We start from the raw sequence: 26,701 nt of genomic DNA on the forward strand, positions 1-26,701 counted from the left end.
TTCACCCGCTCCGGGGGTGTCGGAGCCGTGCGGGTCGCCTCTGCCCGGTCAGTCGGAGAGACGCTCGCCGGTGGAGGTCGAGAACACGTGGGTCTCGCCCGGGCGCGGCACCACGTGGAGCGTGGCGCCCTTGTCCGGGACGGCGCGGCCGCTGACGCGAACGACGAGGTCCTTGAGCTCGTCGCCGACCTTGGCGCTGCCGTAGACGTAGCCGTCGGCGCCGAGCTCCTCGACGACGTTCACCGAGACGGCGAGGCCGGCCGGGGCGTCCTCGGCGTCCTTCGACAGCGACTTGGCGGCCTCGCCGTTGTGCTCGACGATGTCGAAGTGCTCCGGGCGGACACCGACCGTGACGGTGCGGTCGCCCTTGTCCGCGGCGGCCTTGAGGGCCTCACGGTTGACCGGGACGACGGAGTTGCCGAACTTCACGCCGCCGTCCGTGATCGGGACCTCGACGAGGTTCATGGCCGGGGAGCCGATGAACCCGGCGACGAAGAGGTTCGCGGGGCGGTCGTACATGTTGCGCGGCGAGTCGACCTGCTGGAGCAGACCGTCCTTGAGCACGGCGACCCGGTCGCCCATGGTCATGGCCTCGACCTGGTCGTGGGTGACGTACACCGTGGTGATGCCGAGGCGGCGCTGCAGCGAGGCGATCTGCGTACGGGTGGAGACGCGGAGCTTGGCGTCGAGGTTCGACAGCGGCTCGTCCATGAGGAAGACCTGCGGCTCGCGCACGATGGCACGGCCCATCGCGACACGCTGGCGCTGACCGCCGGAGAGGGCCTTCGGCTTGCGGCCGAGGTACTCGGTGAGGTCGAGGATCTTCGCCGCGTCCTCGACCTTCTGGCGGATCTCGGCCTTGTTGACACCGGCGATCTTGAGCGCGAAGCCCATGTTGTCGGCGACGGTCATGTGCGGGTACAGCGCGTAGTTCTGGAACACCATGGCGATGTCCCGGTCCTTGGGCGGCAGGTGCGTGACGTCGCGGTCACCGATGCGGATGGCGCCGGCGTTCACGTCCTCGAGCCCCGCGAGCATGCGGAGCGAGGTGGACTTGCCGCAGCCGGAGGGACCGACGAGGACGAGGAACTCGCCGTCCTCGATGTCGATCTCCAGGGCATCGACGGCGGGCTTCTCGGAACCCGGGTAGATCCGGGTCGCCTTGTCGAACGAGACAGTGGCCATGGTGAGGGGCCCCCTTCACCGGCAGGAACGTGCCGGACGATCCGTTGTAAAGGTGGTGTCCACCACGAAGCCTCGTGGTGGTGGTGTAGTCCACAAGAGTGAACTGCCTCTGGACGGTACCCGCCGTTCACGTGCTCTGTCAGTACCCGCAGCCCTGTGAACTTCGCGATAATTTTCGACAGGGCCCCGCGGTGACGTGGGTACACTGCACGGGCACGTACGCGCCGGGCCCACCGCGCCCGCGCGTGCAGGCCTCCTTAGCTCAGTTGGTCAGAGCGCCGCTCTTGTAAAGCGAAGGTCGTCGGTTCGAATCCGACAGGGGGCTCTTCTTGTCTTCCGCTCCGTGCGATCCGCCCGCTCCGCGCGAGCCGCCGTGGGCCCGCGGGCCGGTTCTCAGTCCCACCACAGGCGCCAGATCGGTCGTCCGAGGAGCCCGGCGGCGTACTCGGAGAACGTGACCATGCCCTGCTCGACGGTGTCGGGGCTGGTGAGGTAGTGCTCCAGGGCGAGCCGGTGGGCCTCGTCGAGGCCGGCGGGCCCGGCGGCCGCCGAGACGAAGGCGGTCCCGTGACCGAGGCCGACGAGCCGGGCGCCGAAGCGGTCCTCCCAGGAGCGCAGTACCCCGGACAGGTCACCGGCGGACAGCCGGCCGTTCGTGCCGGTCCATCCGATCGCGGCCGGGATGTCGGCGCTCCGGGCCGCCGGGACGAGGGCGAGATGGCACAGCGGCTCCTCCCGCACCAGGTGTGCCGCCGCCACGACGGCGCGGTCGTCGGCCTCCGCCTCCGGTACCGGTGGAGGTGCCACGGCCAGGCCGGGCCAGGCGTCGAAGGGCGGGCTGCCGTCGGGCCAGTCGAACTCCTCCTCCTCGGGGCACGGGGGCACCGGCGGGAGGGCCGCCCACTCCGCCCGACGCCGCCGGTGGCCGCGCCACTCGTCCAGGAAGCGGCGCTCCACCTCCGTCCCCGATCCGTCCCGGGCGTCCCCCGGGCGCAGCGGGTCGTCGCGGAACTCGAACAGGACGGGACGCAGGCCCGTCGCCGGCCGGCGACGGCCGAGGCGCTCCCACCACACGTCCGCGTCGTCCAGCGGTTCGTCACTGATCCACAGCACCGGGGACCGCGGGCACCCGCCGTCCTCGTCCGGTGCGCGGAGCCGTCCGGCGGGCAGTCCGGCGGGAAGCGCCCGCAGGGCCTCGGGTACGGCTCCGGGCGGGTCCTGGGATGTCATGGAGCGGAGGCTATGGCCCAGGTGTGACAGGGAGTTGGCGATCCCGGCCCGGACAAGGGCGCCCGGCGGTCAGGCCCGTACTTTCGCTGCCACGCCCCGTGGCACGGCCTTACCCTGTTGGGCACCATCAGGGAGCCGCGCCAGCTGTGGAGGTAACGGGGTGAAAGGGCGCAGTCCGGATCGGGTCCGCAACGAGCTCATCGTCTCCATCGTGGACGCACTGCAGAGCTCGGCCACGGTGAGCCAGGCCGGCAGCCGTGAGATCTGGCGGGAGATGCTGGCCGGTGAACTGGACTCGCCGGTGGAACCGTTCGGCGGTGACCGCCTGCGGCCCTGGCTGCTGCAGGTGGTGAAGGCGTGCACGGCCGTCGGTGACGGCCTGGCCTGCCTGGTCCGGTCGCTGGAGTACGTGGAGCAGCAGTCGGCGACGGTCGTGGAGCTGTGGCCGCTCGTGGACGAGTGGGAGGCCGTCGACTTCTTCAACAACGCGGACCTGGGGCGTCTGCAGCCCGTCCTGCTGTCGATGGGGTCCTCGGACCTGGCCGTCATGGCGCGCCGCTCCAGCCGGTCCCGGGTGCAGGAGCTGCCCGCGTGGTGCCGGACGGGTTGGCAGGTGTTCCTGCGGCTCGCCGGGGAGAACTCCCCGGCCGGTGAACTCCCGCCCAGCATGGCCTTCCTCGCGCTGTCGGCCGACCGGCTGGTGGAGGACGGACAGGCGGAGGCCGCCGAGGTGCTGCGCCGCTTCAACCGCGGCCAGGCCGCCGCCCTGGGCGTGGAGGGACTGCTGGCCGAGCGGCAGCAGGCGGACTTCCCGCATCCGGAGCCCTCCCTCGTCCCCGCCTATCTCATGATCCAGTTCGAGCCGGACCGGATCGAGACGGACCGCTACTACCTCTCGCACTGGCGGCAGTCCGACTCCGAGGGCTGGCACCCCGTGCGCGGCGAGACGGCCCATCTGCGCAGGGAGGAGCTGCCGGGCGCGGTGGAGCGGCTGATCGAGGAGGCCGAGGAGAAGTGGGCCGATCTGCGGCAGCCGGTGATCCTCGAGTTCATACTCCCCTGGGAGCTGCTGAACGAGCCCGTCGAGTGGTGGTCGAAGGAGTCCGGTTCCGGGGCCCCGACCCCGCTGGTCCTGGACTATCCGGTGGTGGTGCGCAGCATCGAGAGGCTGCAGCGTGCCGCCTGGCACCGGCCCTGGCACAACAAATGGCGGCAGCTGCGCGAGCGCCCGGCGGACAGCCATCCGCACTGGAGCAGTCCGGAGCGGGACGGCGCGTACTTCTTCCACCTGGAGCGCGAGCTGAAGGAGGACCAGCACGCGGTGTGCCTGGTGCTCAGCCAGCCGCCGGGCGACGACGCGGGCACCGGCCGCCGTGAGGTGCTGGCGGGGCTGCGGGCCGGGGTGCCCGCGATGATCTGGCACCGCAGCGACTGCGCGGACCCGAAGTTCAAGGACGCCATCGGCGAGATCCTGCAGGACCGCGGGCTGGGCAGCCTGGCGGAACGGGTCGGGGAGTGGCGCCGGGAGGCGCTGGCCCTGGGCCCGGCGGCCTGGGACGGGCACGTCGGTCGCCATCTGGCCATTCTGCTCGACGATCCCGAGCGCAAGCCGAGCCCGCCCGGACCGGTGTAGGACGTCATGCCCCCGCGGCTCTCAGGAGGCCCCCGGCCGGAGCGCGCGGGCGGGTACCCCGCGGTCTTGCACGTGCCACCGCCGAGTGCCACGCTGGTGCCGAGACAGACTCAACGGCTGTCCACAGGAGGTCCGTACCGCCGAACGGGTGGGTACCGCCCGGCGATTGAGTTTCGGTCGGTCCTGGCGCCCCCTGTGGCCTGCCGTCTTGCACCGCACGCAGACCACTGCCAGGCTTGGCACGTGGATGTCACGCATGCCCGCGGACTGCGGGACTCCTCCTCGGTGCTCCCTCCGTCGTCGGGCATGACCGGACGCTCTGAGGGCGCTTATGCAGCGTGACGACGGCCCACGACCACCATCGGCCTGGGCTTCTGGCGACGCGTCACCGTGCGCGGTGGCGCATGCTCTGCGGGGCCTGGAGCCGGTCGGGTCCGAGGACCGTCCGTCCGTCCTGCTCGTGGTGGACGACTACGTGACGATGCGGGTCTGGGACGAGACGGTCGGCCGGCTGGCCGACGAACTCGCCGGGCAGGCCTCGCTGGGCCCGGTCACGCGCTTACGGCTGCTGGGCTCCGACGACACCGAACCGGGCCGGATCCGGCTGGAGCACCTTCCCCCGCCCGTGGGGGAGCACCGGGTGGTGCTGGTGCTCACCGACGGGCTGGCGGCGGGCTGGCGGTCGGACGCGGTGCTGCCGCTGCTGAGAGAACTCGGCCGCTCCGAACCCCTCGCCGTACTGCACCTGTTGCCGCAACGGCTCTGGTTCCGCACCGGCCTCGACGTGCACCGCATGCGGCTGCGGGCCGCGCGGCCCTGGGCGCCGAACGACTCCCTGCGGTGGGAGCTGCGCACCTCCCCCCTCGAACCCGTGGACGACGATCCGGCGGCGCGTTCCGGTGTGGTGCCGGTCCCCGTCCTGGAGCGGACCGACCACTCCCTCTCCGACTGGGCCGGCCTGGTGGCGGCCCGTGCCGGGGACGCCGACGGCTGGGTGGAGATGTCCGGGGTCCGGGCCCGGGACTGGAAGCGCCGCCCGGACGCCGCCCGCGCGGTCCCCTGGGTGGATGACGTGCCCGACCCCGCCAGCGCGGTGCCGCCGTGGGAGCGGGTCTCCGAGTTCCGCGCCGCCGCGTCACCCACCGCGTTCGCCCTGGCCACCCGGCTCGCGGCGGCGCCCCTGACGCTGCCGGTGATGAGCGCGCTGACGGCCTCGGTACCGGGAGCCGGACCGGCCCACCTCACCGAGCTGCTGATGAGCGGACTGGTGCGGCCGGCGGGCGCGGAGGCCGAGCGCGCGGCCGAGATGGTCTTCGCCTTCGGCCCGAACATCCGGCAGGAGTTACTGGCGCTGGCCCGGCGCCGGGACACCGTCCGGGTGCTGCACGACGTACGGGTGCTGATGGCGGCCGCCGCGGAGGAGTCCGAGCCGGTCCTGCCCGCCCCGGACGAACCTCTCGAGACGACCGGCGTGCCGCCCGTGACCCCGCGCAACGTGGCCTTCCTGCGGGTCGAACTGACCGCGCTGCGCGCCCTGTCCGGACGGTTCCTGCCCCAGGCCGAGCGTCTGGCGCGGGCGCTGCGCACCTACGACCTGCGGAACACCGTCAACCTGGGCAAGGACGCACGTACCCACACGCGGGACCAGGCCCCCGCCACCCGGGCCCGCCGCGATGCCGCACAGGCCCCGAGGGGGCCCGGGACACCTTCAGAAGGAGCCGCGACCATGGCGACCACGCAGCAGCCGACGGTGGAGGGCGCGCGTTCGGCGCAGCCGCGGATCTGGGGGAACATCCCTCCGCGCAATCCCAACTTCACCGGCCGCGTGGACCTTCTGGAACGACTGCGGGAACGCCTCCAGGAAGGCACGACCACCGTGCTTCCCGAGGCGATCCACGGCATGGGCGGTGTCGGCAAGACGCAGATGGCGATCGAGTACGCCTACCGGCACCAGGCCGAGTACGACGTCGTCTGGTGGATCCCCGCCGAGCGCCCGGGGCAGATCGGCCAGGCCCTGGTGGAGCTCGCCCAGCGTCTCGGCCTGGGCACCAGCGCCGAGGCCAACATCGCGGGTCCCGCGGTGCGCGAGGCGCTGCGCGAGGGCCGCCCCTACTCCCGCTGGCTGCTGATCTTCGACAACGCCGACAGCCCCGAACGCGTCCGCGACTACTTCCCCACCGGCGGCAGCGGCACCATCCTCGTCACCTCCCGCAACCGGCGCTGGAGCGTCGTCGGCCCCTCCCTGGAGGTCGACGTCTTCACCCGGGAGGAGAGCAAGGAGCTGTTGCGGCGCTCCGGTTCGGCGGGGGACCTCGACGACGCCGAGGCGGATCGCCTCGCCGATGCCCTCGGAGATCTCCCGCTCGCGCTCGAACAGGCCGCCGCCTGGCGCGCGGAGACCGGGATGCCGGTCTCCGAGTACCTGCGCCTGTTCGAGGACAAGCGCAGCGAACTCCTCGAAGTTTCCCCGCCCCCGGACTACCAGCTCCCGGTCGCCGCCGCGTGGAACGTCTCCCTCGACCATCTGGAGACGCGCAGCCTCGCCGCCCTGCGTCTGCTCCAGCTGTGCTCGTACTTCGCGCCGGACCCCATCTCCCGTTCGATCTTCTCCGGCCTCGGCGGTTCCAGCATCGACCCCGAACTCGACCGGGCCCTCAACGACCCGATGCGGCTCGCCCGCGCCATCCGGGAGATCAACCGCTACTCCCTCGCCCGTATCGACCACCGGACCAACTCGATCGAGATGCACCGCCTGGTCCAGGCCGTGCTGATCAACCGCATGACGCCCGAGGAACAGAACCGCATGCGCAATGGGGCCCACACCCTTCTGGCCGCCTCCGACCCCAAGGGGCCCAACCAGTCGGCCAACTGGACACGCTACGCCGAGCTCTACGGCCACGTCATCGCGTCGGGCGCCGTCGAGTCCGACCAGCCCTGGGTGCGCGAACTCGTGATGAACGTCGCCAAGTACCTCTGGTACTGGGGAGATCACAAGGTCGCGCGCGAGTTCATGGAGCAGGCCTGGCAGACCTGGCGGCAGCTGTTCGGCGAGGAGGACCAGCAGACACGGCTGATGGCCTGGTGGCTGAGCTTCGTCTATCTCAAGGTGGGCCGTTACGACGATGCCTCGCAGCTCGTGGCCCAGCTCAAGGACGTGTACGCCCGCACCGCGCCCGAGGACCGGGAGGACACCCGTGAGGACGCGCTGGAGACCCTGAACCTGGAAGCGGCCGTACGACGGGTCCAGGGGGACTTCGCCGCCGGGGCCGAGCTGGACCAGGCGGCCTACGAGCGGGCCCGCCGTGCCTTCGGCGAGGACGATCCCACCACGCTGGACAGGGCCCACAACCTCGGGGTGAGCCTGCGGCTGGTCGGCGAGTTCCAGCGCGCGCTGGAACTGGACCAGCACACGCACGCCCTGAAGGCGCGGCTGTTCGGACGTGATCACCAGCAGTCGTTGATCACCGAGGCGAGCATCGCCGTCGACGTGCGGGAGACCGGCGACTACGTCGGCGCCCGGTCGCTGCAGCAGGCGGTCGTCGACGGTTTCCGCGCGGTCTTCGGGGCCGGCAACCCCTCGACACTGGGCACGGTGCGCCAGCTCGGCGAGGCGTGCCGCAAGGAGGGCGACCCGGTCACCGCGCTGGCGCTGGCACGCGAGGCGTTCGACCAGTTCACCCGCCGGTACGGCGACACGCACCCGGAGTCCCTGACCGCGTCCCTCGCCCTGTCGGTGGCGCTGCGGCACAACGGTGAGCTGGAGGCGGCCCGCGACCGCGGGGAGAAGGCGCGTGAGCGCTACCGCAGGCTGTTCCAGCCCGAGCACCCGCACGTCCTGGCGGCCGACATCGACCTGGCCGTGACCTTGCGGTTGCTGGGACGGGCGCAGGAGGCCCAGCGGCTGGACGAGACGGCGCTGGAGTCGCTGACCGAGCGCCTGGGGGCGGCCCATCCGATCGCGCTGGCCTGCGCCATCAACCTGGCCAGCGACCTGAGCGCGCAGGAGCGGACGGCCGAGGCCCGCCTGCTCGGCGAGAAGACCCTGGAACTGTGCCGGGAACGACTGGGGGAGGACCACCCCACCACCCTGGTGTGCGCGGCCAACCTCTCCCTCGATCTCATCGCCGTCGGCCGGGAGACGGAGGCCGCGGCCCTGCACGCGGCCACGCTGGAGCGGATGGAGCGGGTCCTCGACGGCCCCCGGCTGAGCTCCGCCGAGCCCTCGCCGCACCCGGCGACGCTGCAGACCCGGGCGATGAAGCGGGCCAACTGTGACATCGACCCGATGCCGCTGTGAGGTGAGGGACCAGGGCCGCGGGGCCGCCGACGGCTACCGCGGGCCCGCGGGCGGGGCGAGCCAGGCCGCCAGGCGGACGGGGTCCGGTGCGCTGCCGGTGGCGCGCGACACGGCCTGGTGGACCGCCCGTGCCCGCTCGGGCCAGTGGCGGAGCAGGTGGGCCGCGGCGGGTTCCGTGCCCGCCGCCTCCAGGGCGTGCCCGAGACCGGCCCAGGCGCCGGCCCGCTCGGGTTCGACGGCCAGGTGGGCCGCGTAGGCGTGCCGGGCCGCCGTGGGGTCTCCCGCCGCCAGCAGCGCGTCGCCGGGCAGCGCCCCGGTGACGTGGGCCGCGGCCTTCTCGGGGTCCTCGGACGGCGCGGGTTCGCCGGGGGCGGTGCTGAGGCGGTGGCGGGCGAGCATGGCCATGCTGTCCAGCCAGCGTGCGGACAGGTCGGGGACGAGGTCGGGCTCGGCGGTCAGACCGGTGGGCGGTCCGCCGGCCCCGGCCAGCCAGGCACGTACGGCCTCTTCCACCGCTGGGGCGGGCGGCCGCAGGTGGTGGACCCGCCAGCGGGCAGAGTGGTCGGCGGCACACAGCCGGGCCAGGGCGAGCTGCTCCTCGGGAACCGGTTCCCGCAGCCACTGAGCGCAGTGGCCGCGCAGGGTGTCCAGCAGGCCGGCGCCGAGCGGTGTGCGGCGCGGATGGCGGTGGACCTGTTCCAGCGCGGTGGCCACATGGGACCGCCACAGTGCGAACTCGAAGTGTGCGATGGCCCGGTGGGTGTCGGCGTGCTCCCGGTGGGCGCGCCAGAAGCGGGTTATCCCCATGAACGCATAGATGCCCTGGAGCAGTCCGTCGAGAGGCCGGGGGTCGTCGCGCCAGGGCGCGTACCAGAGCTCCGTACCCGCGTCGGCGCTGTCGGTCAGCAGGGGTGCCAGGTGCAGGAGGCCGCCCAGTTTGGTGTGCTGGAACTCGTGTACGAGCGTGACCGCGAGCTGAACGGCGTCGTCGGGTTCCGAGGCCTCGATACCGCCGAAGGCGTCCCCGGACGTCACGCTGCGCGGCCGAAACCTTTCCCTCGCCGGGGTCGGAGTCAGCGAGAACACCCCTCGCCGCATGGCCTCGGCCGTCTCCGGCAGTTCCCGCAGCAGCACTCCCCAGGCCCGCTCCAGCTCCTGCCGCCACTGCCTCACCGCCTCCTCGGACAGCGGGCGCGGCTCGGTCGGCTGCGGATACGTGCGATACGGGTCCAGGTCGTCCAGGGCCACGTCGAGCCGTCGTCCGGTGGGACCGACCGCGAGCCTGCGGACTTCGTGCCACCCCGGTCCGGCCGGTCCGGGCGCGGTCGGTACGCCGATCGTGACGTCGGCCGTCCGCACCACCGCGTGTCCGCCCCGGGCGCGCACCGTGGCCGTCGTCCACGGCTCGGTCGTCGGCAGTACGGCGCAGCCGAGGGTCGGCAGCGGTACCCGGCCGTGCCGAACCGGGACCTCGATGCTGAAGTCCAGCTCCGCGCGTAGCGCCGCCACGGCCGCGAGCGCCGAGAAATGGCCGAGCACCACCCACAGCGGCGGCTCGTCCTGCGGGACGGACCCGCGCAGCCGGCGTAAGGCGGTGGCCAGCCACATTCCCGTCTGCGGATACATCAGCAGTTCGTCGACGACGGACGGTGACCGCCGCTGCGCCTCGCTGAGGAGGTCCCAGGCGGGACCCGGGTCCATGGCGTCGTCGAGCATCCGCAACAGCAGCAGACGGCGGCTGCGTTCGGCTTCGAGCAAGAGGTCCACGGTGGCTGGACCGCCTTCACCACGAGCCAGCTCGGCCAGCGCGGCGGAGGGCAGGTGATGATGGGGCGGCGACGGGTCAGCGCTCATGGGCGGCCCTGGCGTCGTCAGTCGAAACGCTCCGCGGGGTTGAAGTCGCTGACACTGGCCTGTGGCAGGTCGATGCGCTGTTGCAGCTCCTCCAGCGACGCGGCGAGAACCCGGCGGTCAATGGAGCGCAGCGTTTCAAGGGATACCCCCGCGAGATCGACCAGGCTGGACTCGACGGCGGCCACAGACGGCTCCATGACGGCCAAACCCCTTCCCCCCGGCTGCATTTGTGGATGTGGGCTGCTCACATCCTCCTGATAATGGCCCGCCGTACGGGGGATGAAACCCCGTGCCTGCGGGGCGGTGCGATATCAGGTCAGCGGCGCCCATCGGCTCGACGGTGGCGCCGGGACAACTCCACCGCCTCTTCGTCCATGCGGGCCACCCCCGTGGAGTCGCCCTCCAACAACCGTATCGCTTCGAGTAGTTGATCCAGGGTTCCCGGATAGCTCAGACAGGTCCGCAGGATCCCGAACACGTCGGGACGCAGCGCCGGCATCCGCGGGCTCATCGCCGCGACGACCGGGTCGATGCTGCTCAGGACCAGGGCCAGGGTGCCGCGGTCCCGCACCGTGGGCAGCGCGGTCAACGCGGTCACCAGGCCCGCGAGTTCACCGAGCGGCAGGTCGTCGCGGAGGTCCGCCAGGGTGACCGGGCCGGTGGTGCCGGTGCCGGCTGGTGTGAACCGGGCCAGCCCGGCCGCCGACGCGGGAAGCCCCCCGTGCTCGTGCAGCACGGCCAGTTCCGCGCCGGTCAGCAGTTCGTACCAGCGCTCCGCCCGGACCGCGGCCAGCCGGCCCAGGCCGTCCGTGCGGTGGTGCGCGCTGACCAGGCCGACGAGCGTGCCGTCGTGCCAGACCGCCGCGCCCGACATGCCCTCCCAGGGGGAGCGGTCCGGTTCGGTGTCCGACTCCGGTGGCGTGACCGCGAGTTCGAGCGTGCCCTCGCGGCGGTTGGACAGCACCGAGGTCACGCCCGTGGCGTGGCAGGAGTCGCGGTACTGGGACGGCGAGCCGTCGTCGAGCAGCCGCATCCGGTCCTCGCGCAGCTTGAACCGCGGAAAGCCCATCGCGCTGCACGGCAGGACGACATCCGCGTCGGGCACCGCTCCGTAGACGGGCGGTCCGGGCACCCGCGCGTGCACGCCCCCGGGCACCGACCCGGTGATCTCCAGAAGTGCCACGTCCGCCTTCTCGGAGGCCAGGACCACCCGCGCGGACGCCGTCCACTCCGCCGCGCGGTCGGCCTCGAACCGTACGTGCGCGGTCCCGGCCGCCGCGGCGCGGACCACGTGCGCCGCGGTGAGCACCGAGCGCGGACCGACCCGGTACCCGGAGCCGCGCCGCCCGGACCCCCGTCCCGCCGCCGGCCGCACCATCACCTCCGCCACCCGGACCGGATCCAGTCCGCGGCGCGGTTGCCGTCCCGGCACGGGTCAGCGCTCCCCGTGGGCCTCGGCTCCGCCCACCCACGGCGCTCGCCCGCCACCGCTGCGGGTGCGCGGATCGAGGGTCAGCTTCACCCGGTGCGTGACGCTGTCGGCCACGCGGCCGTCCGCGCCCGCCTCCATCACATAGAAGCGGATCTTCCCGCCCGCCGTCGCCGACCGCTCCACGACCACGGCCGCCTCCAGTTCCACGGGACCCACCTCGAAGTACAGATCCTCCCCCTCCGCGGCCGTCCGGGCCGTGGTCAGTTCCCTGCGCAACTCCTCGATCATTTCCGCGAGTTCAATCACCCCCGGTCCCTACCCGTACGGCCCGCGTGCCACTCGGTCCGGGGCCGTCACCCGATCCGGGGTGATTGCGCGGTGTGGCTCTGGGTGACCTGTCGGATGCACTAGGGTCACTCGAGCAGCCTGAAATCCCTGAAAAAGCCATATTTCAGTGATAGATAGGGCATTGATCGCACACCCTCACCTCACCGTCACAGGGGCGCCGCCATGGAGAAGTCCGGAGTCGAGTCCGAGCTGATCGACCTCAGCGACGTTCCGTTGGACGCGTGGCCCCATCTGGACCTGCCGTCCGCGTCGGGCTCCATGCGCCGGCTGCTCAGCCGCATCGACGACCCGGCCGGCAGCCTCGGCGGCTACAACCCGCAGCGCGAGCCGTAGCCGCCGGAGCGGCGGGGCGGCCGGGCGACGCCCCGAGGCGCCGCCGCTCCCTTCCCGGCCGTAATCGCATCGGCGGCGACGGTCCGGCTACGACGGTCCGGTGGCAACGGACCGGCGGCAACGGTCCCGTGGGACCGCACCGCCCTTACGGAACCGAGCAGGCACCAGGCGTACCGAACAGGCCTACCGAGGCCTACCGAACAGGCGTATCGGACCGGCAGCGCCGGACGAACAGCAGCGAGCGCGTGGCGACGAACGCGCGGAACCGAACCAGCGGCAACGAACAGGCACTTCCATGCACCAGACCGCTCGTCCCCACGTCCTCTCACCGCAGTCGTTCGACGAACTGCTGGGCGGCGGGGGCGGCCCCGCGACGGTGGACCTGCTGCGCGGCAGCGAGCGGAGCTGGCGGCTGCTCGTCGTACGGGCCCTGCTGGACTCGGCGGCGACGGCGCCACCCGGACCGCTGCCTCACCCGGCCGAGGGCTGGCGGCTGCTCTCCCGCGCCTGGGCCGTGTCCGAGCAGGCCCGGCGGGCGGTGGAGGCACTGCTCGGATATCCGGCGGTCGGTGTCTGGGCGTCGCACACGCTGCGCCGCCTGCGTGGGACCGCCGACGGCGACGCACCCCTCTGGGTGGACACCGGACACCTCCACGCCGTCGCCGCGGCCGCGGCGATCCGGGCCGGCCTGGAGTTCCGTACCGGGATCCCGGTCCGGCAGGGCTGGGCGGTCCTGCCCATGCTCGGGGCGATGCGGGTACCCGGTCCGGCGGACTGGGACGTGGCCGAGGTCGCCGCCTCCGCCGGAGACGTGCGGATCGGCGGGCGCCGCCTGGAGGGACCGGACTGGAACCCCGTGACGGAGCTGCGCGCGGCCGGCTGCACCCTGCTCCTGGACGACACCGACCCGTACGGCGGCCTGCGGAAACCGGGGCCCGTGGCACCCGTCGCCCCGGCGGCCGAGTGGCAGCGGCTCTTCGCCCCCGCCTGGGACATCCTGCGGCGCACCGACGCCGAGGCCGCCCGCGCGCTCGCCGGCGGACTGGTCTCGGTGGTGCCGCGCCCGCGCGCCGAGCGGTTCCGGCCGCACAGCGCGTCCTCGGGCGATGCCTTCGGCGCCGCCCTGGCCTCGGCACCGGACGACGCCGAACAGTTCGCCTCGACACTGGTGCACGAGTTCCAGCACAACAAACTCAGCGCCTTCATGCACCTGTTCACCCTCTACGACGACCGGGACGACCGGCTGCACTACGCGCCCTGGCGGGACGACCCGCGGCCGCTGGGCGGCCTGCTCCAAGGGGTGTACGCCTTCTTCGGGGTCACCGCGTTCTGGCGGCGGCGCGTCCACCTCCTCGGGCAGTTCGAGTTCGCGCTGTGGCGCGGTCAGACGGCGCACGCGCTGCGCGCCGTCGGCTCCGCGGACGGACTCACCGAACGGGGGCGGCGACTGGTGGCCGAGCTGACCCGGCGTGTCGAACCCTGGCTGGACGAACCGGTCGACGTGCGGGCCAGGGCCGCGGCCGCGGTCGCCGTCGCGGACCACCGGGCGAGCTGGCGCGCCCACCATCTGCGGCCCGCGGCGGAGACGGTCCGCGCGCACGCGGCCGCCTGGACCCGCGGCGAACCGCTCCCGCCCGCCCCCGACCCGGCGACCGTCCCCGGCAGCCCGTCCCGGGGGTTCGACACCCGGGCGGTGCTGCTGCGGTGGCTGCTGGCCGACCCGGCCGGCTTCGCCGCGCTGCGGGACGCTCCCGGCGCCGTGGTCACGGGCGCGCTCCCCGAGGACATCGCCCTGGTGGAGGGGCGTACGGAGGAGGCGCTCGCCGGGTTCCGTGCGCGCGTCGTCCGCGACGGGGACCCGGACGCCGACGCCTGGGTGGGACTCGGGCTGGCGGCGCGGGCCCGCGCGGACCGGGCCGGCGAGGGCCTGCTGGCCCACCCGGAACTCGCGATGGCCCTGCACACCGCGCTGGGCGGGCGCGCCGACCCGCTGGAACTGGGCCGCGCCCTCGCTCCCGAGTGCCCGGTGTGAGCCGTCCCGCCGGACCCCGGCGGGACGCTCCCGGCGCCGGACGCGCCATGACACCCCGGCCGTCCGTGACACGAATGGCGGACACGCCGACTACCTGACCCGCAGCAACCGGCGGGCGATCTCGCGGTGAACGGGCTCCAGCGGGCGCCCGTCCTCGATCTCCCACAGAGTGTTCTGTAGAACACGGCCGAGGGTCCAGGCGCGGGCCCGCGCACGGTCCAGACCCATGACGTCGGTCATCGCGTCGAAGCGCCGGCGGACCTCGCCGGGCTCGAAGCGGTTGCAGAGCGCGGGACAGAGCTCGAAGCCGGGGTCGCCCGCGAGCGGCTTGGGGTCGATGGCGACCCAGGGCGCGGGCCCGGCGGCGCGCTCGTCGTGGCCGTGGTCGCCACGGTCGGCTGCGGCGTTGTCGTTGCCGGTGTGGTGGCCGTGTCGGCCGTCGTGTCGCTCGTCGTGGAGGCCGCGCAGGACGTTGTCGTAGTGGAGGTCCCAGTGGAGGAGACGGTCGCCCGGCTCGGTCACCACCTCGCGCACCGCCGCGGCACAGTCCTCGACGAGCCGCCGGTCGGACGGGTCGGGAATCCGCCGGAGGGCACCCGGTACGCGCTCCAGCATGTCCGCCGCGATGTCCCCGAGCCGGCGCATCCCCTCCGGGGCCGCCACGGCCGTCAGCCGGGCCAGCAGCCGCGCGACGACGAGGACGGCCTCGCGTGTGTCGGGAAGGTGCGTCAGCATACGGGTGTGGTCGAGCCGTTCGAGCAGCAGCGTGCCGGTGGCCCGGTCGTGGCCGAGAAGCCGTACGGCGCCGCGGCCGCCCCAGGCGCGCAGCGCGAGCGGCTCGCCCGCGCTCTCCTCGTCGGGGAACGCGAACTTCAGCACCGCCGGGGTCCCGTCGGCCCGGCGCACCGGCAGCACCAGCGCCGTCACCCCGTGCATCGGGGGGCCGTCGGGGCGCAGTTCCCAGCGGTCCAGGAAGTGGGCCGCCCGCCCCGGGAGCGCGGCGACGAAGGCACGGCCTGCCGCTCCGTTGTACCGGTCCTGCGAGGCGGCGAGGGCGTCCGGGACGTGGATCACGCGGCCGACCCTACGCGCGGGGGAGCGGAGGGCCATGCGTCTTGACCGGATCCGGCGCTTCGTGGGGAGCCGTCTGCGCAGCGCCCCCGGCACCTACATATGGCTGGCCGTGCTCTTCGTCACCACCGTGGCCCTGCACCACATGTCGCCGGAGTTCGAGGAGGACTTCCTGCGGCAGCGGTCCACCAACATCCACGAGCTGTCCAACGACCCGCTGCGGGTGCTGTTCTCCAGCGCGATGTGGATCGACGGCGGCTACTGGTTCCCGTACGCCTTCCTCTTCACCGTGTTCCACGCGCGGGCGGAGCGCTGGCTCGGCACCCTGCGCTGGCTCGTCGTGTGCGTGGCCTCGCACGTGCTCGCCACGCTCGCCAGCGAGGGGGCGCTGCTGGAGGCGGTACGGCGCGGGCTGGCACCGGAGTCCGCCGTGAACACCCTGGACATCGGCGTGAGTTACGCGCTGGCGGGAGTGATCGCCGTGCTCACGTACCGGATCCCGGCGCCCTGGCGGTATCCGTATCTGGCCGCGGTCCTGGTCTTCTACGGGCTGCCGGTCCTCGGCACCCCCACCCTGTCGCAATGCGGGCATTTCCTCTCCGTGGTGATCGGTCTGGGCTGCTATCCGCTGGTCAGAGGCCGCGAAAAAGCACGGAATCCGAAGGAGACACTGGCCGCTCCCAGGGGTTAACGTCCCGGCCATGAGCAGCAGCGGCACGGGAAGCGGCACGGTCAACGGCGGCATCTCCTTCTGGTACGCGGACGACGGGCTGCCCGTCCCGCGCGAGCCCCTGCCGGGCGACGCGAGCGCCGATGTCGTGATCGTCGGGGGCGGCTACACGGGCCTGTGGACCGCGTACTACCTGAAGCGGGCGGAGCCCTCGCTGCGGGTCACCGTCCTGGAGCAGCGGTTCTGCGGGTACGGCGCGTCGGGGCGCAACGGAGGCTGGCTCTACAACGGTGTCGCGGGCCGCGACCGGTACGCGGGACTGCACGGCCACGAGGCGGCGGTCCGTCTGCAGAGGGCGATGAACGAGACGGTCGGCGAGGTCGTCCGGGTCGCCGCGCGGGAGGGCATCGAGGCGGACGTCCACCGGGGCGGCGTCCTGGAGGTGGCGTACACGCCCGCGCAGCTGGCCCGGCTGAAGGCCTTCCACGAGCACGAGCTGTCGTACGGGGAGCGGGACCGCGAGCTGTACGGCGCGCGGGAGACCGCCGAGCGGATCCGGGTGGCGGACGCGGTCGGCTCGGCCTGGACGCCGCACGGGGCGCGGCTGCACCCGGTGAAGCTGGTGAAGGGCCTGGCCGCGGCCGCGGAGGCGCTCGGGGTGGCGATCCACGAGCGGACGCCGGTGACGGAGATCCGTCCCGGGCACGCCGTCACGCCGTACGGAACGGTCCGCGCCCCCTACGTGCTGCGCTGCACGGAGGGTTTCACCGCCTCGCTCAAGGGCCAGCGGCGCACCTGGCTGCCGATGAACTCGTCGATGATCGCGACCGAGCGGCTGTCGTCCGAGCAGTGGGCGCGGATCGGCTGGGAGGGCCACGAGACGCTCGGCGACATGGCCCACGCGTACATGTACGCGCAGCGCACCGCCGACGACCGCATCGCGCTCGGCGGGCGGGGAGTCCCGTACCGCTTCGGTTCGCGCACCGACCACGACGGCGGGACGCAGCAGGCGACCGTCGATGCCCTCCGCGCGATCCTGGTCCGCTTCTTCCCGTCCCTGGCCGGCGTCCGGGTGGAGCACGCCTGGTCGGGCGTCCTCGGTGTGCCGCGCGACTGGTGCGCCACGGTCACCCTGGACCGGACGACCGGCCTCGGCTGGGCCGGCGGTTACGTCGGCTCCGGTGTCGCCACCACCAACCTGGCCGCCCGTACCCTGCGCGACCTCGTCCGGCTGGACTCGGGGCGGGCGGGCCCGACCGAGCTGACCGGCCTGCCCTGGGTCGGTCACAAGGTCCGCAAGTGGGAGCCGGAGCCCTTCCGCTGAATCGGGGTGCACGGCATGTACGCGACCTACCGCACCGCGGACCGCCGCGAACTGACCACGCACAGCGCGCGGTCGTCCCGGCTGGCCCGGATGGCCGACCGGGTGGCCGGGCGGCACTGACGGGGCGGGCCCCGTGCGCGGTCGCGGCTTCGGACAGGTGGCTTCGGACGCGTGGCTTCGGCGGGCCGGGCCGCGGCCGGCCGGCCGGGTGGCGCCGGCCGACGCCACCACCCGCGGCCGGAGGCGCGGCCGGTGTGTGACACTGCGCCCATGATCCGTACCGCCACCCCCGCCGACGTCCCCGTGATCCACGCGATGGTCCGTGAACTGGCCGCGTACGAGAAGGCGCCGGACGAGGCGCGGGCCACCCCCGCCCAGCTGCGCGAGGCGCTGTTCGGCGAGTACCCGGCGGCGTTCGCGCACGTCGCGGAGGAGTCCGGGGAGGTGGTCGGGTTCGCGCTGTGGTTCCTGAACTTCTCCACCTGGCGCGGTGTGCACGGGATCTACCTGGAGGACCTCTACGTGCGTCCCGGGGCCCGGGGCGCCGGACACGGCAGGGCGCTGCTCGCCGAGCTGGCGCGGATCTGCGTGGCGCGCGGGTACGAGCGGCTGGAGTGGTCGGTGCTCGACTGGAACCGGCCCTCCATCGACTTCTACGAGGCGCTCGGCGCGCGTCCGCAGGACGGGTGGACGGTGTACCGGCTGACCGACGGGGCGCTGCGGGAGCTGGGCTCAGGGCACTGACTCGGGGACGGGAGCCGTCCCCAGCGTGTGCTTCGGGGCCTTGGCGGTGACGAGCAGGCCGGCGATCAGGCCGGCCAGGAGCATGATGCCGCAGGCCCACCAGACGGCGACCGTGTAGCCGTGCACGAGGCCCTCGCGGACGACCAGCGCCCGGTGCGCGGGGTCGGTGAGGTGGCCGGCGATGTAACCGGCGCCGCTGGTGGTGGCGACGGTGTTCAGCAGGGCCGTGCCGATGGAACCGCCGACCTGCTGCGAGGTGTTGACGGTGGCCGACGTCACGCCCGAGTCCCGGGGGGCGACCCCGGCGGTGGCGGTGGCGAAGATCGGCATGAAGATCAGGCCCATGCCGAGTCCCATCACGAGCATGCCGGGCAGCAGCCGGCCGGTGTAGTCGGTGTGCACGGTCAGCCGGGTGAAGACCAGCATCCCGGCCGTCGCGACGAGGGTGCCGGGGACCATCAGCACACGCGGTGCCACGTGCTGCAGCAGCCGTGCGGAGATCTGTGTCGAGCCGACCACGATGGCGACCGTCAGGGGCAGGAAGGCCAGGCCCGTCCGGACCGGCGAGTAGCCGAGGACGACCTGCAGGTAGTAGGTCAGGAACAGGAACATGCCGAACATGCCGATGACGGCGAGCGCCATGGTCAGGAAGCAGCCGGCACGGTTGCGGTCCCGGACGACGTGCAGGGGCAGCAGGGGGCTGGAGGCCCGTTTCTGCCACCACACGAAGACCGCGAGCAGGGCGACACCGACCGCGAGCAGGGCGAGGACCAGCGGGTCCGTCCAGCCGCGCGGCTCCGCCTCGCTGAAGCCGTAGACGAGGGCGACGAGGCCGCCGCAGCCGAGCACCGCGCCCGGCACGTCGAGACGGACGCCCCGGTGGCCGGGGCGGTCGCGCAGCAGGGCGGTCGCGCCGACGACCGCGACGACGGCCACGGGGACGTTGACGTACAGGCACCAGCGCCAGTTCAGGTACTCGGTCAGCAGGCCGCCCGCGAGCAGTCCGATCGCCGAGCCGCTGCCCGCCAGGGCGCCGTAGATGCCGAAGGCCTTCCCGCGTTCCCTCGGATCGCTGAAGGTGGTGGTCAGCAGGCTGAGCGCGGACGGGGCGAGGAGCGCGGCGAAGGCGCCCTGCAGGGCGCGGGCGCCGTAGAGCATCGGGGCGGTGGTGGCACCGCCGCCGAGCGCCGAGGCCGCCGCGAAACCCACCAGCCCGATGACGAACGTCCGTTTGCGGCCGACCAGATCGGCGATCCGGCCGCCGAGCAGGAGCAGGCCGCCGAAGGCCAGGGTGTACGCGGTGATGACCCACTGACGGTTGCCGTCGGACATGCCCAGGTCACGCTGTGCGGAGGGAAGCGCGATGTTCACGATGGTCGCGTCCAGGACGACCATCAACTGGGCGAGAGCGATGATCACCAGACCCCACCAGCGGTGCGGATCAACGCCCGCGGGTTCACCTGTGCGGGTGACACTCACCTGCCCAGAACACCATGGATCGGTGGGGGGCGCACCTTTCGGCGGGTGCCCGGCGAGGGGGGCCCGCTCAGGGCTCCAGGACCACCTTGCCGACGGTGGTGCCGGCCTCCAGGGCACGGTGGGCGGCGGCCGCCGAGGCGAGCGGGAAGCGGGTCAGGGCCGGGGTGAGGCGGCCGGCGGCCGCCTCGGCGAGGGCCCGCAGCTCCAGGGTGCGCAGCGGGTCGGGGCCGCCCGCCCTGCGCAGCATCGCGGGACCGAGCACCTGCTCGGTCACGCCCGGCACGATCAGCGGGCCGCCGTCCCGGATGCCCTCGGCGGACCAGCCGAAGACGAGATGGGTGCCGCCGGGGCCGAGCAGGTCCACGGCGGCGCGGGCGGTGGCGCCGCCGACACCGTCGAGGACGACCGTCGCGGTCCGGGGGCCGAGGTGGTCGCGGACCTGGGCCGGCCAGGTGTCGTCCCGGCGGTCGACGGCCAGGGTGGCGCCGTTCGCCCGGACCAGGGCCACCTTCTCCGGGCCGCCCGCGACGCCGATCACGGTGGCGCCCGCGTGCCGGGCGTACTGCACGAGAAGGGTGCCGAGGCCGCCCGCGGCCGCGGGGATCACGGCCACCGTGTCCGGACCCCACTCGGTGAACTGCACGATCCCCAGCGCCGTACGGCCCGTTCCGATCATGGCGACGGCCTGGGCGAAGTCGAGGTTCTCCGGTATCCCGTGCAGGCGGCCGACGTCGGTCACGGCCAGTTCGGCGTAGCCGCCGGGCGCGAAGCCCAGGTGGGCGACGACCCGTCTGCCGAGCCAGTGGCCGGGGACGCCCTCGCCGAGCGACTCGACCGTGCCCGCGACCTCGCGGCCGGGGACGGTGGGGAGCGTGGCGGGGGCGGGCGCGGGGCCCCTGACCCCCGCGCGCAGGGCGGCGTCCAGGAGGTGGACGCCGGCCGCGGCCACGGCGACGCGGACCTGGCCCGGACCCGGCTCGGGGTCGTCGGTCCGCTCGTGGACGAGGTTCTCGGCCGGGCCGAAGGCGTGGAGACGGACGGCGTGCATCGGGAGGGCTCCTCGGGGTGCGGGCGGGGCGGGCGGTGCCGGCGGCGCGGGGGCGCGCGGGCCATGAGAGCGGTGCGGGTGCAGACGGCGGTGCGGGTGCCGACGGCGCTGCCCGCGTCGAGCGGGGTGCGGGCGTCGAGCGTGGTGCGGAGCCCAGCCTCTGACCTCAAGCGCGCTTGAGGTCAAGGCGGTCCCGGATCCCGAAGGCCAGGGCGACGGCTTCGAGCGCGCTGTTGAAGGAGACCTCCGAGAGCATGCCGGGGGCGGCCACCTGGTCCCCCGCGAGGTAGACACCGGCACCGCGGTCCAGGGCCGGGCGGTCGCGCCAGGTGGTGCCCGGCGGGTCGACCGCTCCGGTGCGCCCGAGCGCCACCGCGTCCCGCCGCCAGGTCACCCGCTCGCGCCAGCCCTCGAAGCCGAGATCGAGGAGGTGCTCGGCGCGGGCGGCCCCGTCACCGCGCGACTCGTGGGGAGCGATCGGGATCTGGCCCTGGACGAGCTGCTCCCCGGCCGGGGCCAGGGTGCGGTCCCGTGCCGTGGGCCGGTCGAACCGGCCGGGCGCGTCCAGGTCGGAAAGGGCGCAGGGGTCGCCGCGCCGGGTACGCAGGGCCAGATCGACGAGGGCGGTCCGGCCGCCCGTCCAGGTGAGGGAGCCGTCCCCCAGCAGGCGGCGCGCGGAGTCCAGGGAGGTGGCGACGACGACCGGGCCGTGCCGGTCGGGGAGCGCGTCGACGCGGGCCAGCGTCTCCACCCGGACGCCGAGGTTCCAGGCGCGGGCGGCCATGCGGTCGACGACGTTCGCCCATCCGCCGCGCGGATGACGTGCCTCCGTGGGCAGCCGGGCGGCCCGGCGCAGTCGCTCCTGCACGAAGGCCGCGGAGAGCGCTCCCGGATCGTGGTGGAACAGGGTGACGGCCGAGAAGTGTGCGGCGGCGCGGGCGCCCTCCTCGCCCGTCTGCGCGCTCGCCCAGCTCAGGAAGTCCGCGTCCACCGGCGCCTGGCGGGCGTCCCGGCGCACCAGCCTGAGCAGGGCGAGGGGCGGGGTACGGCGCAGGACACCCCGGTGGTGCAGGCGCAGCCGGGCGGTCTCCCCGGGCCCGGCGGGGGCGAGGGGTCCGGTGAGACCGCGCTGCCTGAGCCAGGTCCAGTGCGGGCCGCCGCCGTGCAGCGTGTGCGGGCCGTTGTTCGTCCGGTACGGGCCGTCGGCGGTGCGCGCCCGGCCGCCGAGCGTGTGGTGGGCCTCGTACAGCGTGACCCGGGCGCCTGCCTCGGCGGCGGTGATCGCGGCGGTGAGTCCGGCGAGGCCGCCGCCGATGACGGTCAGGTGGTGCATGATCGGCCACTCCCTGCGGTCGGGGTCGTCTTTCCGGGTACGACTGTCCGTCGGCCCGGAATGTGACATCGGGGGACGTCTTCGCCGGTCGGAGGCGTTGTCAGTGGGGGCGTGCAGGATGGGGGCATGGTGCGGAGAGCGGCGGGCGGGACGGACAGGGCGGGCGGCCCGGTGAAGGGGGCGCGGCGGCCGGAGGTACGGCTGCCGCCGCTGGAGCCCCACGAGGGCGCGCCCCTGGAGCCGGACGGGGACTACGACGGGCTGGAGTTCCGGGAGGCGGACTTCGCCGGCCAGGACGGCGGGGGCGCGCGTTTCATGGACTGCGCTCTGACGGGGTGCGCGCTGGACGAGACACGGCTGCACCACGCGCGTGTGCTCGACTCGGTCCTGACGGGCGTACGGGGCGTGGGCACCGATCTCGCCGAGTCGACGTTGCGCGACGTCGAGCTGGTCGACGCCCGCCTGGGCGGAGTGCAGTTGCACGGTTCCGTGCTGGAGCGCGTACTGGTCCGCGGCGGCAAGATCGACTATCTGAACCTGCGCAGGGCCCGCCTCAAGGACGTCGTCTTCGAGGGGTGCGTGCTGGTGGAGCCGGACTTCGGGGGCGCCCGGCTGGAGCGCGTCGCATTCGTGGACTGCGCCGTCAGGGGCGCCGACCTCACCGGGGCGACCCTGGTCGACGTGGATCTGCGCCACGCCGCGGAGCTGGACATCGCGCGGGGCGTGGACCGCCTGTCGGGCGCGGTGATCAGCCCGTCCCAGCTGCTCGATCTGGCCCCGGTGCTGGCGGCGGCGCTCGGGGTGCGGGTGCACGGCGGGACGGGGGAGGACTGAGGGCCCGGCCGGGTCCGGGGACCGCGGCCGCGCGGCGGATCAGGACACGCGCGGGAACCGGGCCTGGAGCGTCCACACGGCCGGGTTCTCGGCCAGGTCCTCGTGCAGGTCGGTGAGGTCCGCGAGCAGGTCGTGCAGGAAGTCGCGGGCCTCCCGGCGCAGCGCCGAGTGCGAGAAGGTCAGCGGCTCCTCGTCGCGGTGCATCCAGTCGGCCTCGATGTCGACCCAGCCGAAGCGGCGCTCGAAGAGCATGCGGTCGGTCGACTCGGTGAAGTCGAGCTCCGCGTGCTGCGGGCGGGAGGCCCGGCTGCCGTGCGGGTCCCGGTCGAGCTGTTCGACGATGTCGCACAGCGCCCAGGCGAAGTCGAGCACCGGCACCCATCCCCAGGCCGTCGCCACCTCGCGGTCCGCCTTGGTGTCGGCGAGGTACACATCGCCGCAGAACAGGTCGTGGCGCAGGGCGCGGACGTCCGCGCGGCGGTAGTCGGTCTGCGGGGGATCGGGGAACCGGTTGGAGAGGGCGTAGCCGATGTCGAGCACGTAGGTGATGGTGTCATGGCCTCGTAGGATCGCGGACGTGCCCCGATCTTCCGTGATCGTCCCGTGCGTGCTGGTTCTCACCCTCACCTCCGCGCTCACCGCGTGCGGCGGCGGGGACGACGCGGCGGGCGCCCCGGGCCTGGGCGACCCGTACTTCCCGAAGGCGGGCAACGGCGGGTACGACGTCTCGCACTACGCCCTGACCCTCTCCTACGACCCCGGGAGCAGGAAGCTGCGGGGCAGCGCCCGGATCACCGCGCGGGCGACCCGGGGCCTCGACTCGTTCCACCTCGACCTGAAGGGCCTGGACGTCACCGGTGTCCAGGTCGGCGACCGGGACGCCCGCTGGAGCCGGGCGGGCCAGGAACTGACGGTGCGTCCGCGCACGGGCCTCGACCGGGGCGAGACGTTCCGCACCACCGTCCGTTACGCGGGCACCCCGGAGACGCTCACCGACCCGGACGGTTCGCGGGAGGGCTGGCTGCGCACGGCCCGCGGAGCGGTCGCCCTCGGCGAACCGGTCGGCTCGATGACCTGGTTCCCCGGCAACCACCACCCCTCCGACAAGGCGTCCTACGACATCACGGTCACCGTCCCCAAGGGCCTGAGCGCCGTCTCCAACGGGGAGTTGAGGAGCGTGACGACGGCCGCGGACGGCCGTAGGACGTTCGCCTGGCACACCGCGGAACCGATGGCGAGCCATGCCGCGACGCTCGCCCTCGGGGCCTACGACATCACCCGCGGCAGGACGAAGGGCGGTCTGCCCGTGTACGTCGCGGTCGACCCGTCACAGAGCGCGGCGAGCGCGAAGGTGCTGGCCCGCATCCCGGAGGTCATGGACTGGGAGGCGTACAACTTCGGCCCGTACCCGTTCTCCTCGACCGGTGCCGTCGTCGACCGGCCCGGTGTCGCCGGCTACGCGCTCGAGACCCAGAACCGGCCCTTCTTCCCCGGCGCCCCCGACATCGGGACGCTGGTCCACGAGCTGGCCCACCAGTGGTTCGGGGACTCCGTCACCCCCGTGTCCTGGCGGGACATGTGGCTCAACGAGGGCTTCGCCACCTACGCGGAGTGGCTCTGGCAGGAGGACCACGACGGCGACACGGCCGACGAGACCTTCGACGCCCTCTACCGGGGCGACCACCACGACGTCGGCGGCGCCGTCGCCGCCGTCGACGACAAGGCGGTCTGGGCCTTCCCGCCCGCGAGGCCCCCCGGTCCGGCCCACATCTCCGACAGCCCCGTCTACGAGCGCGGCGCCATGGTCCTCCACAAGATCCGCAGGACGGTCGGCGACGACACCTTCTACGACATCGTCCAGGGCTGGGCGGCCGCCCACCGCCACGGCAACGCGTCGACCGCCGACTTCACGGCGTACGTCGAGAAGAAGGCGCCGGACAAGGACTTCGGGGAGATCTGGAAGGACTGGCTGTACGGCGACGGCAGACCGGCCCGGCCCTAGACCGGTCCTGCGTCCTCCCGGTCCTGCGTCGGCCCGGTTCTGCGTCGGCCCGTTCTGGACCGGCTCCCGGAACGCGGCGGACGCGTGCGGGCGGGCGCCCGGGGCAGGGTGGGGGCATGACGACGATCCTCGGTGCCTTCGTCCTCGGCACGCCCGATCCGCCGGCGCTGGCCGACTTCTACCGGGCCCTGCTGGGCTGGGAGGAGGCCGACCGCGAGCCGGACTGGGTCCGGCTGCGGGCGCCGGAACGGGAACGCCCCGGCCTCAGCTTCCAGCTGGAGACCGGGCACACGCCCCCCGTGTGGCCGCAGCGCCCGGGAACCCAGCAGATGCAGGCCCATCTGGACCTCCAGGTCGACGACCTGGAGGCGGAGACCGAGCGGGCCCGCGCCCTGGGCGCGACGCTGGAGGAGTACCAGCCGCAGGAGGACGTACGGGTCCTCCGCGACCCGCACGGCCACCTGTTCTGCCTCTTCCTCCCGGGCGCCTGAGCGCCTACGGGGTGCCGGCCCCGCCGGAGCCGGGGGAGCCCAGCGCCTTGCGCAGCACCGCGCACGGACGGCCCAGCCGGAGGTCCTCGCGGTGGTCGATCACCTCGTACCCGAGGGCGGTCCAGAAGGCGAGGCCCTTGGGGTTGTTGTCGAGGGCGGCGAGGCGCAGTCCGGTGCGGCCCGCGGACCGGAACCGTTCCTCGACACCGGCCGCCAGTGCCCTGCCGTATCCCTTGCCGTGCTCGTGCGCGTCCACCAGGAGCAGGCCGATCCACGGGTCCGGGTCCGCCGGGTCGGGGTGGTGCGCCAGGGTGAGGGCGAACCCGACCAGCCGGCCCCCGCCGCGGGCGAGCAGCAACTCACCTCCCGGCTGGGCCGCCTCCTCGGCGAGCGCCTCCGCGACCTGCTCCGGACGGATGTCGTCCGGATCGGGGAAGTCGCCGCTCAGGGCGTTGAATTCCCGGTTGGAGACGTGCAGGGCGGTGAGTTCGGTCAGGAGCGGACCCGGGATGTCGTGGCCGGGGGTGAGGGGCAGGGATTCGAGGATCACGCGGTGCAGGCTAATCGCCGGACCCGGCTGTGGACGGCTCCGCCCTCGCCGGGCCCCGCGAAGGGGCTGCCGCCCACCGGACCCGGCCGCCGCCCACCGGACCCGGCACCGTAGCCCGACGGGTTCGTCCTCGATGGCCGGACGGGCCGGGGGTGCCCGGGTCGTTCACGCGAAGAGCCCCCGGCCCGGCGATGCGGGTCAGGGGCTCTTCCGGCGCGCGGGGACGGATCAGACGCTGACGCCGAAGTCCTGGGCGATGCCCGCGAGACCCGACGCGTAGCCCTGGCCGACCGCGCGGAACTTCCACTCCGCGCCGTTGCGGTAGAGCTCGCCGAAGACCATCGCGGTCTCCGTCGCCGCGTCCTCGGAGAGGTCGTAGCGGGCGATCTCCGTGCCGCCGGCCTGGTTGACGATGCGGATGTAGGCGTTGCGGACCTGGCCGAAGTTCTGCGAGCGGGTCTCCGCGTCGTAGATGGAGACCGGGAAGACGATCTTGTCGACGTCGGCGGGGAGGCCCGCCAGGTTGACGTTGATCGCCTCGTCGTCGCCCGCGCCCTCGCCCGTGCGGTTGTCACCGGTGTGGACGATGGTCTGGTCCGGGGTCTGCTTGTTGTTGAAGAAGACGAAGTGGGCGTCCGAGTAGACCTTGCCCTGCTGGTTGACCGCGATGGCCGAGGCGTCGAGGTCGAAGTCGGTGCCCGTGGTGCTACGGACGTCCCAGCCGAGGCCCACGGTGACGGCGGTCAGGCCCGGAGCCTCCTTGGTGAGCGAGACGTTGCCACCCTTGGACAGGCTTACAGCCATTGTTGGG

General features: G+C 73.5%; 22 protein-coding genes, 1 tRNA gene and 1 pseudogene. 11 read left to right on the forward strand and 13 right to left on the reverse strand.

Annotated elements, in window-relative coordinates:
* Positions 1 to 48 precede the first annotated feature (48 nt).
* Positions 49 to 1,185, reverse strand: coding sequence for an ABC transporter ATP-binding protein (locus tag OG776_RS23135; protein WP_148009046.1), 1,137 nt, complete (start codon positions 1,183 to 1,185; stop codon positions 49 to 51).
* 251 nt (positions 1,186 to 1,436) lie between these two features.
* Between OG776_RS23135 and OG776_RS23140 the strand changes: the two genes are divergently transcribed.
* A tRNA-Thr gene (locus OG776_RS23140) sits at positions 1,437 to 1,510 on the forward strand.
* A 68-nt stretch (positions 1,511 to 1,578) separates the two neighbouring features.
* Here OG776_RS23140 and OG776_RS23145 read toward each other — a convergent pair.
* Complete coding sequence (locus OG776_RS23145; RefSeq protein WP_148009045.1) at positions 1,579 to 2,415, reverse strand: DUF4253 domain-containing protein; 837 nt, start codon at positions 2,413 to 2,415, stop codon at positions 1,579 to 1,581.
* Positions 2,416 to 2,626: 211 nt separating this feature from the next.
* On the opposite strand from OG776_RS23145, the gene OG776_RS23150 reads away from it, so the two are divergent.
* Both OG776_RS23150 and fxsT read left to right on the forward strand, forming a co-directional pair.
* Positions 2,627 to 4,048 carry a VMAP-C domain-containing protein gene (locus tag OG776_RS23150; RefSeq protein ID WP_329322480.1) on the forward strand — a complete coding sequence of 474 codons (1,422 nt, stop codon included), beginning with the start codon at positions 2,627 to 2,629 and terminating at the stop codon, positions 4,046 to 4,048.
* 397 nt (positions 4,049 to 4,445) lie between these two features.
* On the forward strand, positions 4,446 to 8,345 hold the full coding sequence (fxsT, locus tag OG776_RS23155; protein WP_148009043.1) for an FxSxx-COOH system tetratricopeptide repeat protein: 3,900 nt from the start codon (positions 4,446 to 4,448) through the stop codon (positions 8,343 to 8,345).
* Positions 8,346 to 8,378: 33 nt separating this feature from the next.
* Here fxsT and OG776_RS23160 read toward each other — a convergent pair whose 3' ends face one another.
* The 4 genes from OG776_RS23160 to OG776_RS23175 all read right to left on the reverse strand — a co-directional run bounded on the left by OG776_RS23160 (position 8,379) and on the right by OG776_RS23175 (position 11,937).
* Positions 8,379 to 10,199 (reverse strand): HEXXH motif domain-containing protein, encoded by a 1,821-nt coding sequence (locus OG776_RS23160; RefSeq protein WP_148009042.1) that lies wholly within the window; start codon positions 10,197 to 10,199, stop codon positions 8,379 to 8,381.
* A 17-nt stretch (positions 10,200 to 10,216) separates the two neighbouring features.
* The gene (locus OG776_RS23165) at positions 10,217 to 10,384 is read right to left on the reverse strand and encodes a hypothetical protein (RefSeq protein WP_159055260.1); all 168 of its coding nucleotides are present in this window, start codon (positions 10,382 to 10,384) and stop codon (positions 10,217 to 10,219) included.
* 131 nt (positions 10,385 to 10,515) lie between these two features.
* The gene (locus OG776_RS23170; RefSeq protein WP_148009041.1) at positions 10,516 to 11,631 is read right to left on the reverse strand and encodes an effector-associated domain 2-containing protein; all 1,116 of its coding nucleotides are present in this window, start codon (positions 11,629 to 11,631) and stop codon (positions 10,516 to 10,518) included.
* Positions 11,632 to 11,634: 3 nt separating this feature from the next.
* Positions 11,635 to 11,937 (reverse strand): trypco2 family protein, encoded by a 303-nt coding sequence (locus tag OG776_RS23175; RefSeq protein ID WP_148009040.1) that lies wholly within the window; start codon positions 11,935 to 11,937, stop codon positions 11,635 to 11,637.
* Positions 11,938 to 12,141: 204 nt separating this feature from the next.
* Here OG776_RS23175 and OG776_RS23180 point away from each other — a divergent pair, with 204 nt between their 5' ends.
* On the forward strand, positions 12,142 to 12,312 hold the full coding sequence (locus tag OG776_RS23180) for a hypothetical protein (protein ID WP_329322481.1): 171 nt from the start codon (positions 12,142 to 12,144) through the stop codon (positions 12,310 to 12,312).
* A 295-nt stretch (positions 12,313 to 12,607) separates the two neighbouring features.
* Positions 12,608 to 14,344 carry an HEXXH motif domain-containing protein gene (locus OG776_RS23185; protein WP_329322482.1) on the forward strand — a complete coding sequence of 579 codons (1,737 nt, stop codon included), beginning with the start codon at positions 12,608 to 12,610 and terminating at the stop codon, positions 14,342 to 14,344.
* Positions 14,345 to 14,434: 90 nt separating this feature from the next.
* Here OG776_RS23185 and OG776_RS23190 read toward each other — a convergent pair whose 3' ends face one another.
* On the reverse strand, positions 14,435 to 15,454 hold the full coding sequence (locus tag OG776_RS23190) for an aminoglycoside phosphotransferase family protein (RefSeq protein WP_443077279.1): 1,020 nt from the start codon (positions 15,452 to 15,454) through the stop codon (positions 14,435 to 14,437).
* On the opposite strand from OG776_RS23190, the gene OG776_RS23195 reads away from it, so the two are divergent.
* From OG776_RS23195 to OG776_RS23205, 3 genes and pseudogenes are all read left to right on the forward strand, one after another.
* Positions 15,453 to 16,106, forward strand: a complete 654-nt coding sequence (locus OG776_RS23195) for a rhomboid-like protein (RefSeq protein ID WP_187285941.1) — start codon at positions 15,453 to 15,455, stop codon at positions 16,104 to 16,106. The two genes, OG776_RS23190 and OG776_RS23195, sit on opposite strands and share 2 nt — an antisense overlap.
* 10 nt (positions 16,107 to 16,116) lie before the next feature.
* A pseudogene (locus OG776_RS23200) lies at positions 16,117 to 17,529 on the forward strand (NAD(P)/FAD-dependent oxidoreductase).
* 150 nt (positions 17,530 to 17,679) lie between these two features.
* A complete protein-coding gene (locus OG776_RS23205; protein WP_148012912.1) occupies positions 17,680 to 18,153 on the forward strand; it encodes a GNAT family N-acetyltransferase in 474 nt (157 codons plus the stop codon).
* On the opposite strand, the gene OG776_RS23210 is transcribed toward OG776_RS23205, so the two are convergent.
* The 3 genes from OG776_RS23210 to OG776_RS23220 form a co-directional block, all read right to left on the reverse strand.
* Complete coding sequence (locus OG776_RS23210; protein WP_261994918.1) at positions 18,142 to 19,632, reverse strand: MFS transporter; 1,491 nt, start codon at positions 19,630 to 19,632, stop codon at positions 18,142 to 18,144. The genes OG776_RS23205 and OG776_RS23210 overlap by 12 nt on opposite strands.
* A gap of 67 nt (positions 19,633 to 19,699) precedes the next feature.
* Positions 19,700 to 20,680, reverse strand: coding sequence for a zinc-binding dehydrogenase (locus OG776_RS23215; protein WP_329322484.1), 981 nt, complete (start codon positions 20,678 to 20,680; stop codon positions 19,700 to 19,702).
* Between the two features lie 166 nt (positions 20,681 to 20,846).
* Positions 20,847 to 22,013: an NAD(P)/FAD-dependent oxidoreductase gene (locus tag OG776_RS23220; protein WP_148012913.1), complete on the reverse strand. Its 1,167-nt coding sequence runs from the start codon at positions 22,011 to 22,013 to the stop codon at positions 20,847 to 20,849.
* A 126-nt stretch (positions 22,014 to 22,139) separates the two neighbouring features.
* On the opposite strand from OG776_RS23220, the gene OG776_RS23225 reads away from it, so the two are divergent.
* Positions 22,140 to 22,847 carry a pentapeptide repeat-containing protein gene (locus OG776_RS23225; protein WP_329322485.1) on the forward strand — a complete coding sequence of 236 codons (708 nt, stop codon included), beginning with the start codon at positions 22,140 to 22,142 and terminating at the stop codon, positions 22,845 to 22,847.
* Between the two features lie 39 nt (positions 22,848 to 22,886).
* Here the strand turns inward: OG776_RS23225 and OG776_RS23230 are convergent, their stop codons facing one another.
* On the reverse strand, positions 22,887 to 23,387 hold the full coding sequence (locus OG776_RS23230; RefSeq protein WP_148009037.1) for a hypothetical protein: 501 nt from the start codon (positions 23,385 to 23,387) through the stop codon (positions 22,887 to 22,889).
* Positions 23,388 to 23,394: 7 nt separating this feature from the next.
* Here OG776_RS23230 and OG776_RS23235 point away from each other — a divergent pair, with 7 nt between their 5' ends.
* Together OG776_RS23235 and OG776_RS23240 are read left to right on the forward strand one after the other, a co-directional pair.
* Positions 23,395 to 24,849 carry a M1 family metallopeptidase gene (locus OG776_RS23235; protein ID WP_443077280.1) on the forward strand — a complete coding sequence of 485 codons (1,455 nt, stop codon included), beginning with the start codon at positions 23,395 to 23,397 and terminating at the stop codon, positions 24,847 to 24,849.
* 116 nt (positions 24,850 to 24,965) lie between these two features.
* Complete coding sequence (locus tag OG776_RS23240; RefSeq protein WP_148009035.1) at positions 24,966 to 25,340, forward strand: VOC family protein; 375 nt, start codon at positions 24,966 to 24,968, stop codon at positions 25,338 to 25,340.
* Between the two features lie 4 nt (positions 25,341 to 25,344).
* Here OG776_RS23240 and OG776_RS23245 read toward each other — a convergent pair whose 3' ends face one another.
* Positions 25,345 to 25,890, reverse strand: a complete 546-nt coding sequence (locus tag OG776_RS23245) for a GNAT family N-acetyltransferase (protein WP_148009034.1) — start codon at positions 25,888 to 25,890, stop codon at positions 25,345 to 25,347.
* 228 nt (positions 25,891 to 26,118) lie between these two features.
* The gene (locus OG776_RS23250; RefSeq protein WP_148009033.1) at positions 26,119 to 26,694 is read right to left on the reverse strand and encodes a TerD family protein; all 576 of its coding nucleotides are present in this window, start codon (positions 26,692 to 26,694) and stop codon (positions 26,119 to 26,121) included.
* Between the last annotated feature and the right edge of the window lie 7 nt (positions 26,695 to 26,701).

The organism is Streptomyces sp. NBC_01689 (assembly GCF_036250675.1).
GTDB lineage: Bacteria > Actinomycetota > Actinomycetes > Streptomycetales > Streptomycetaceae > Streptomyces.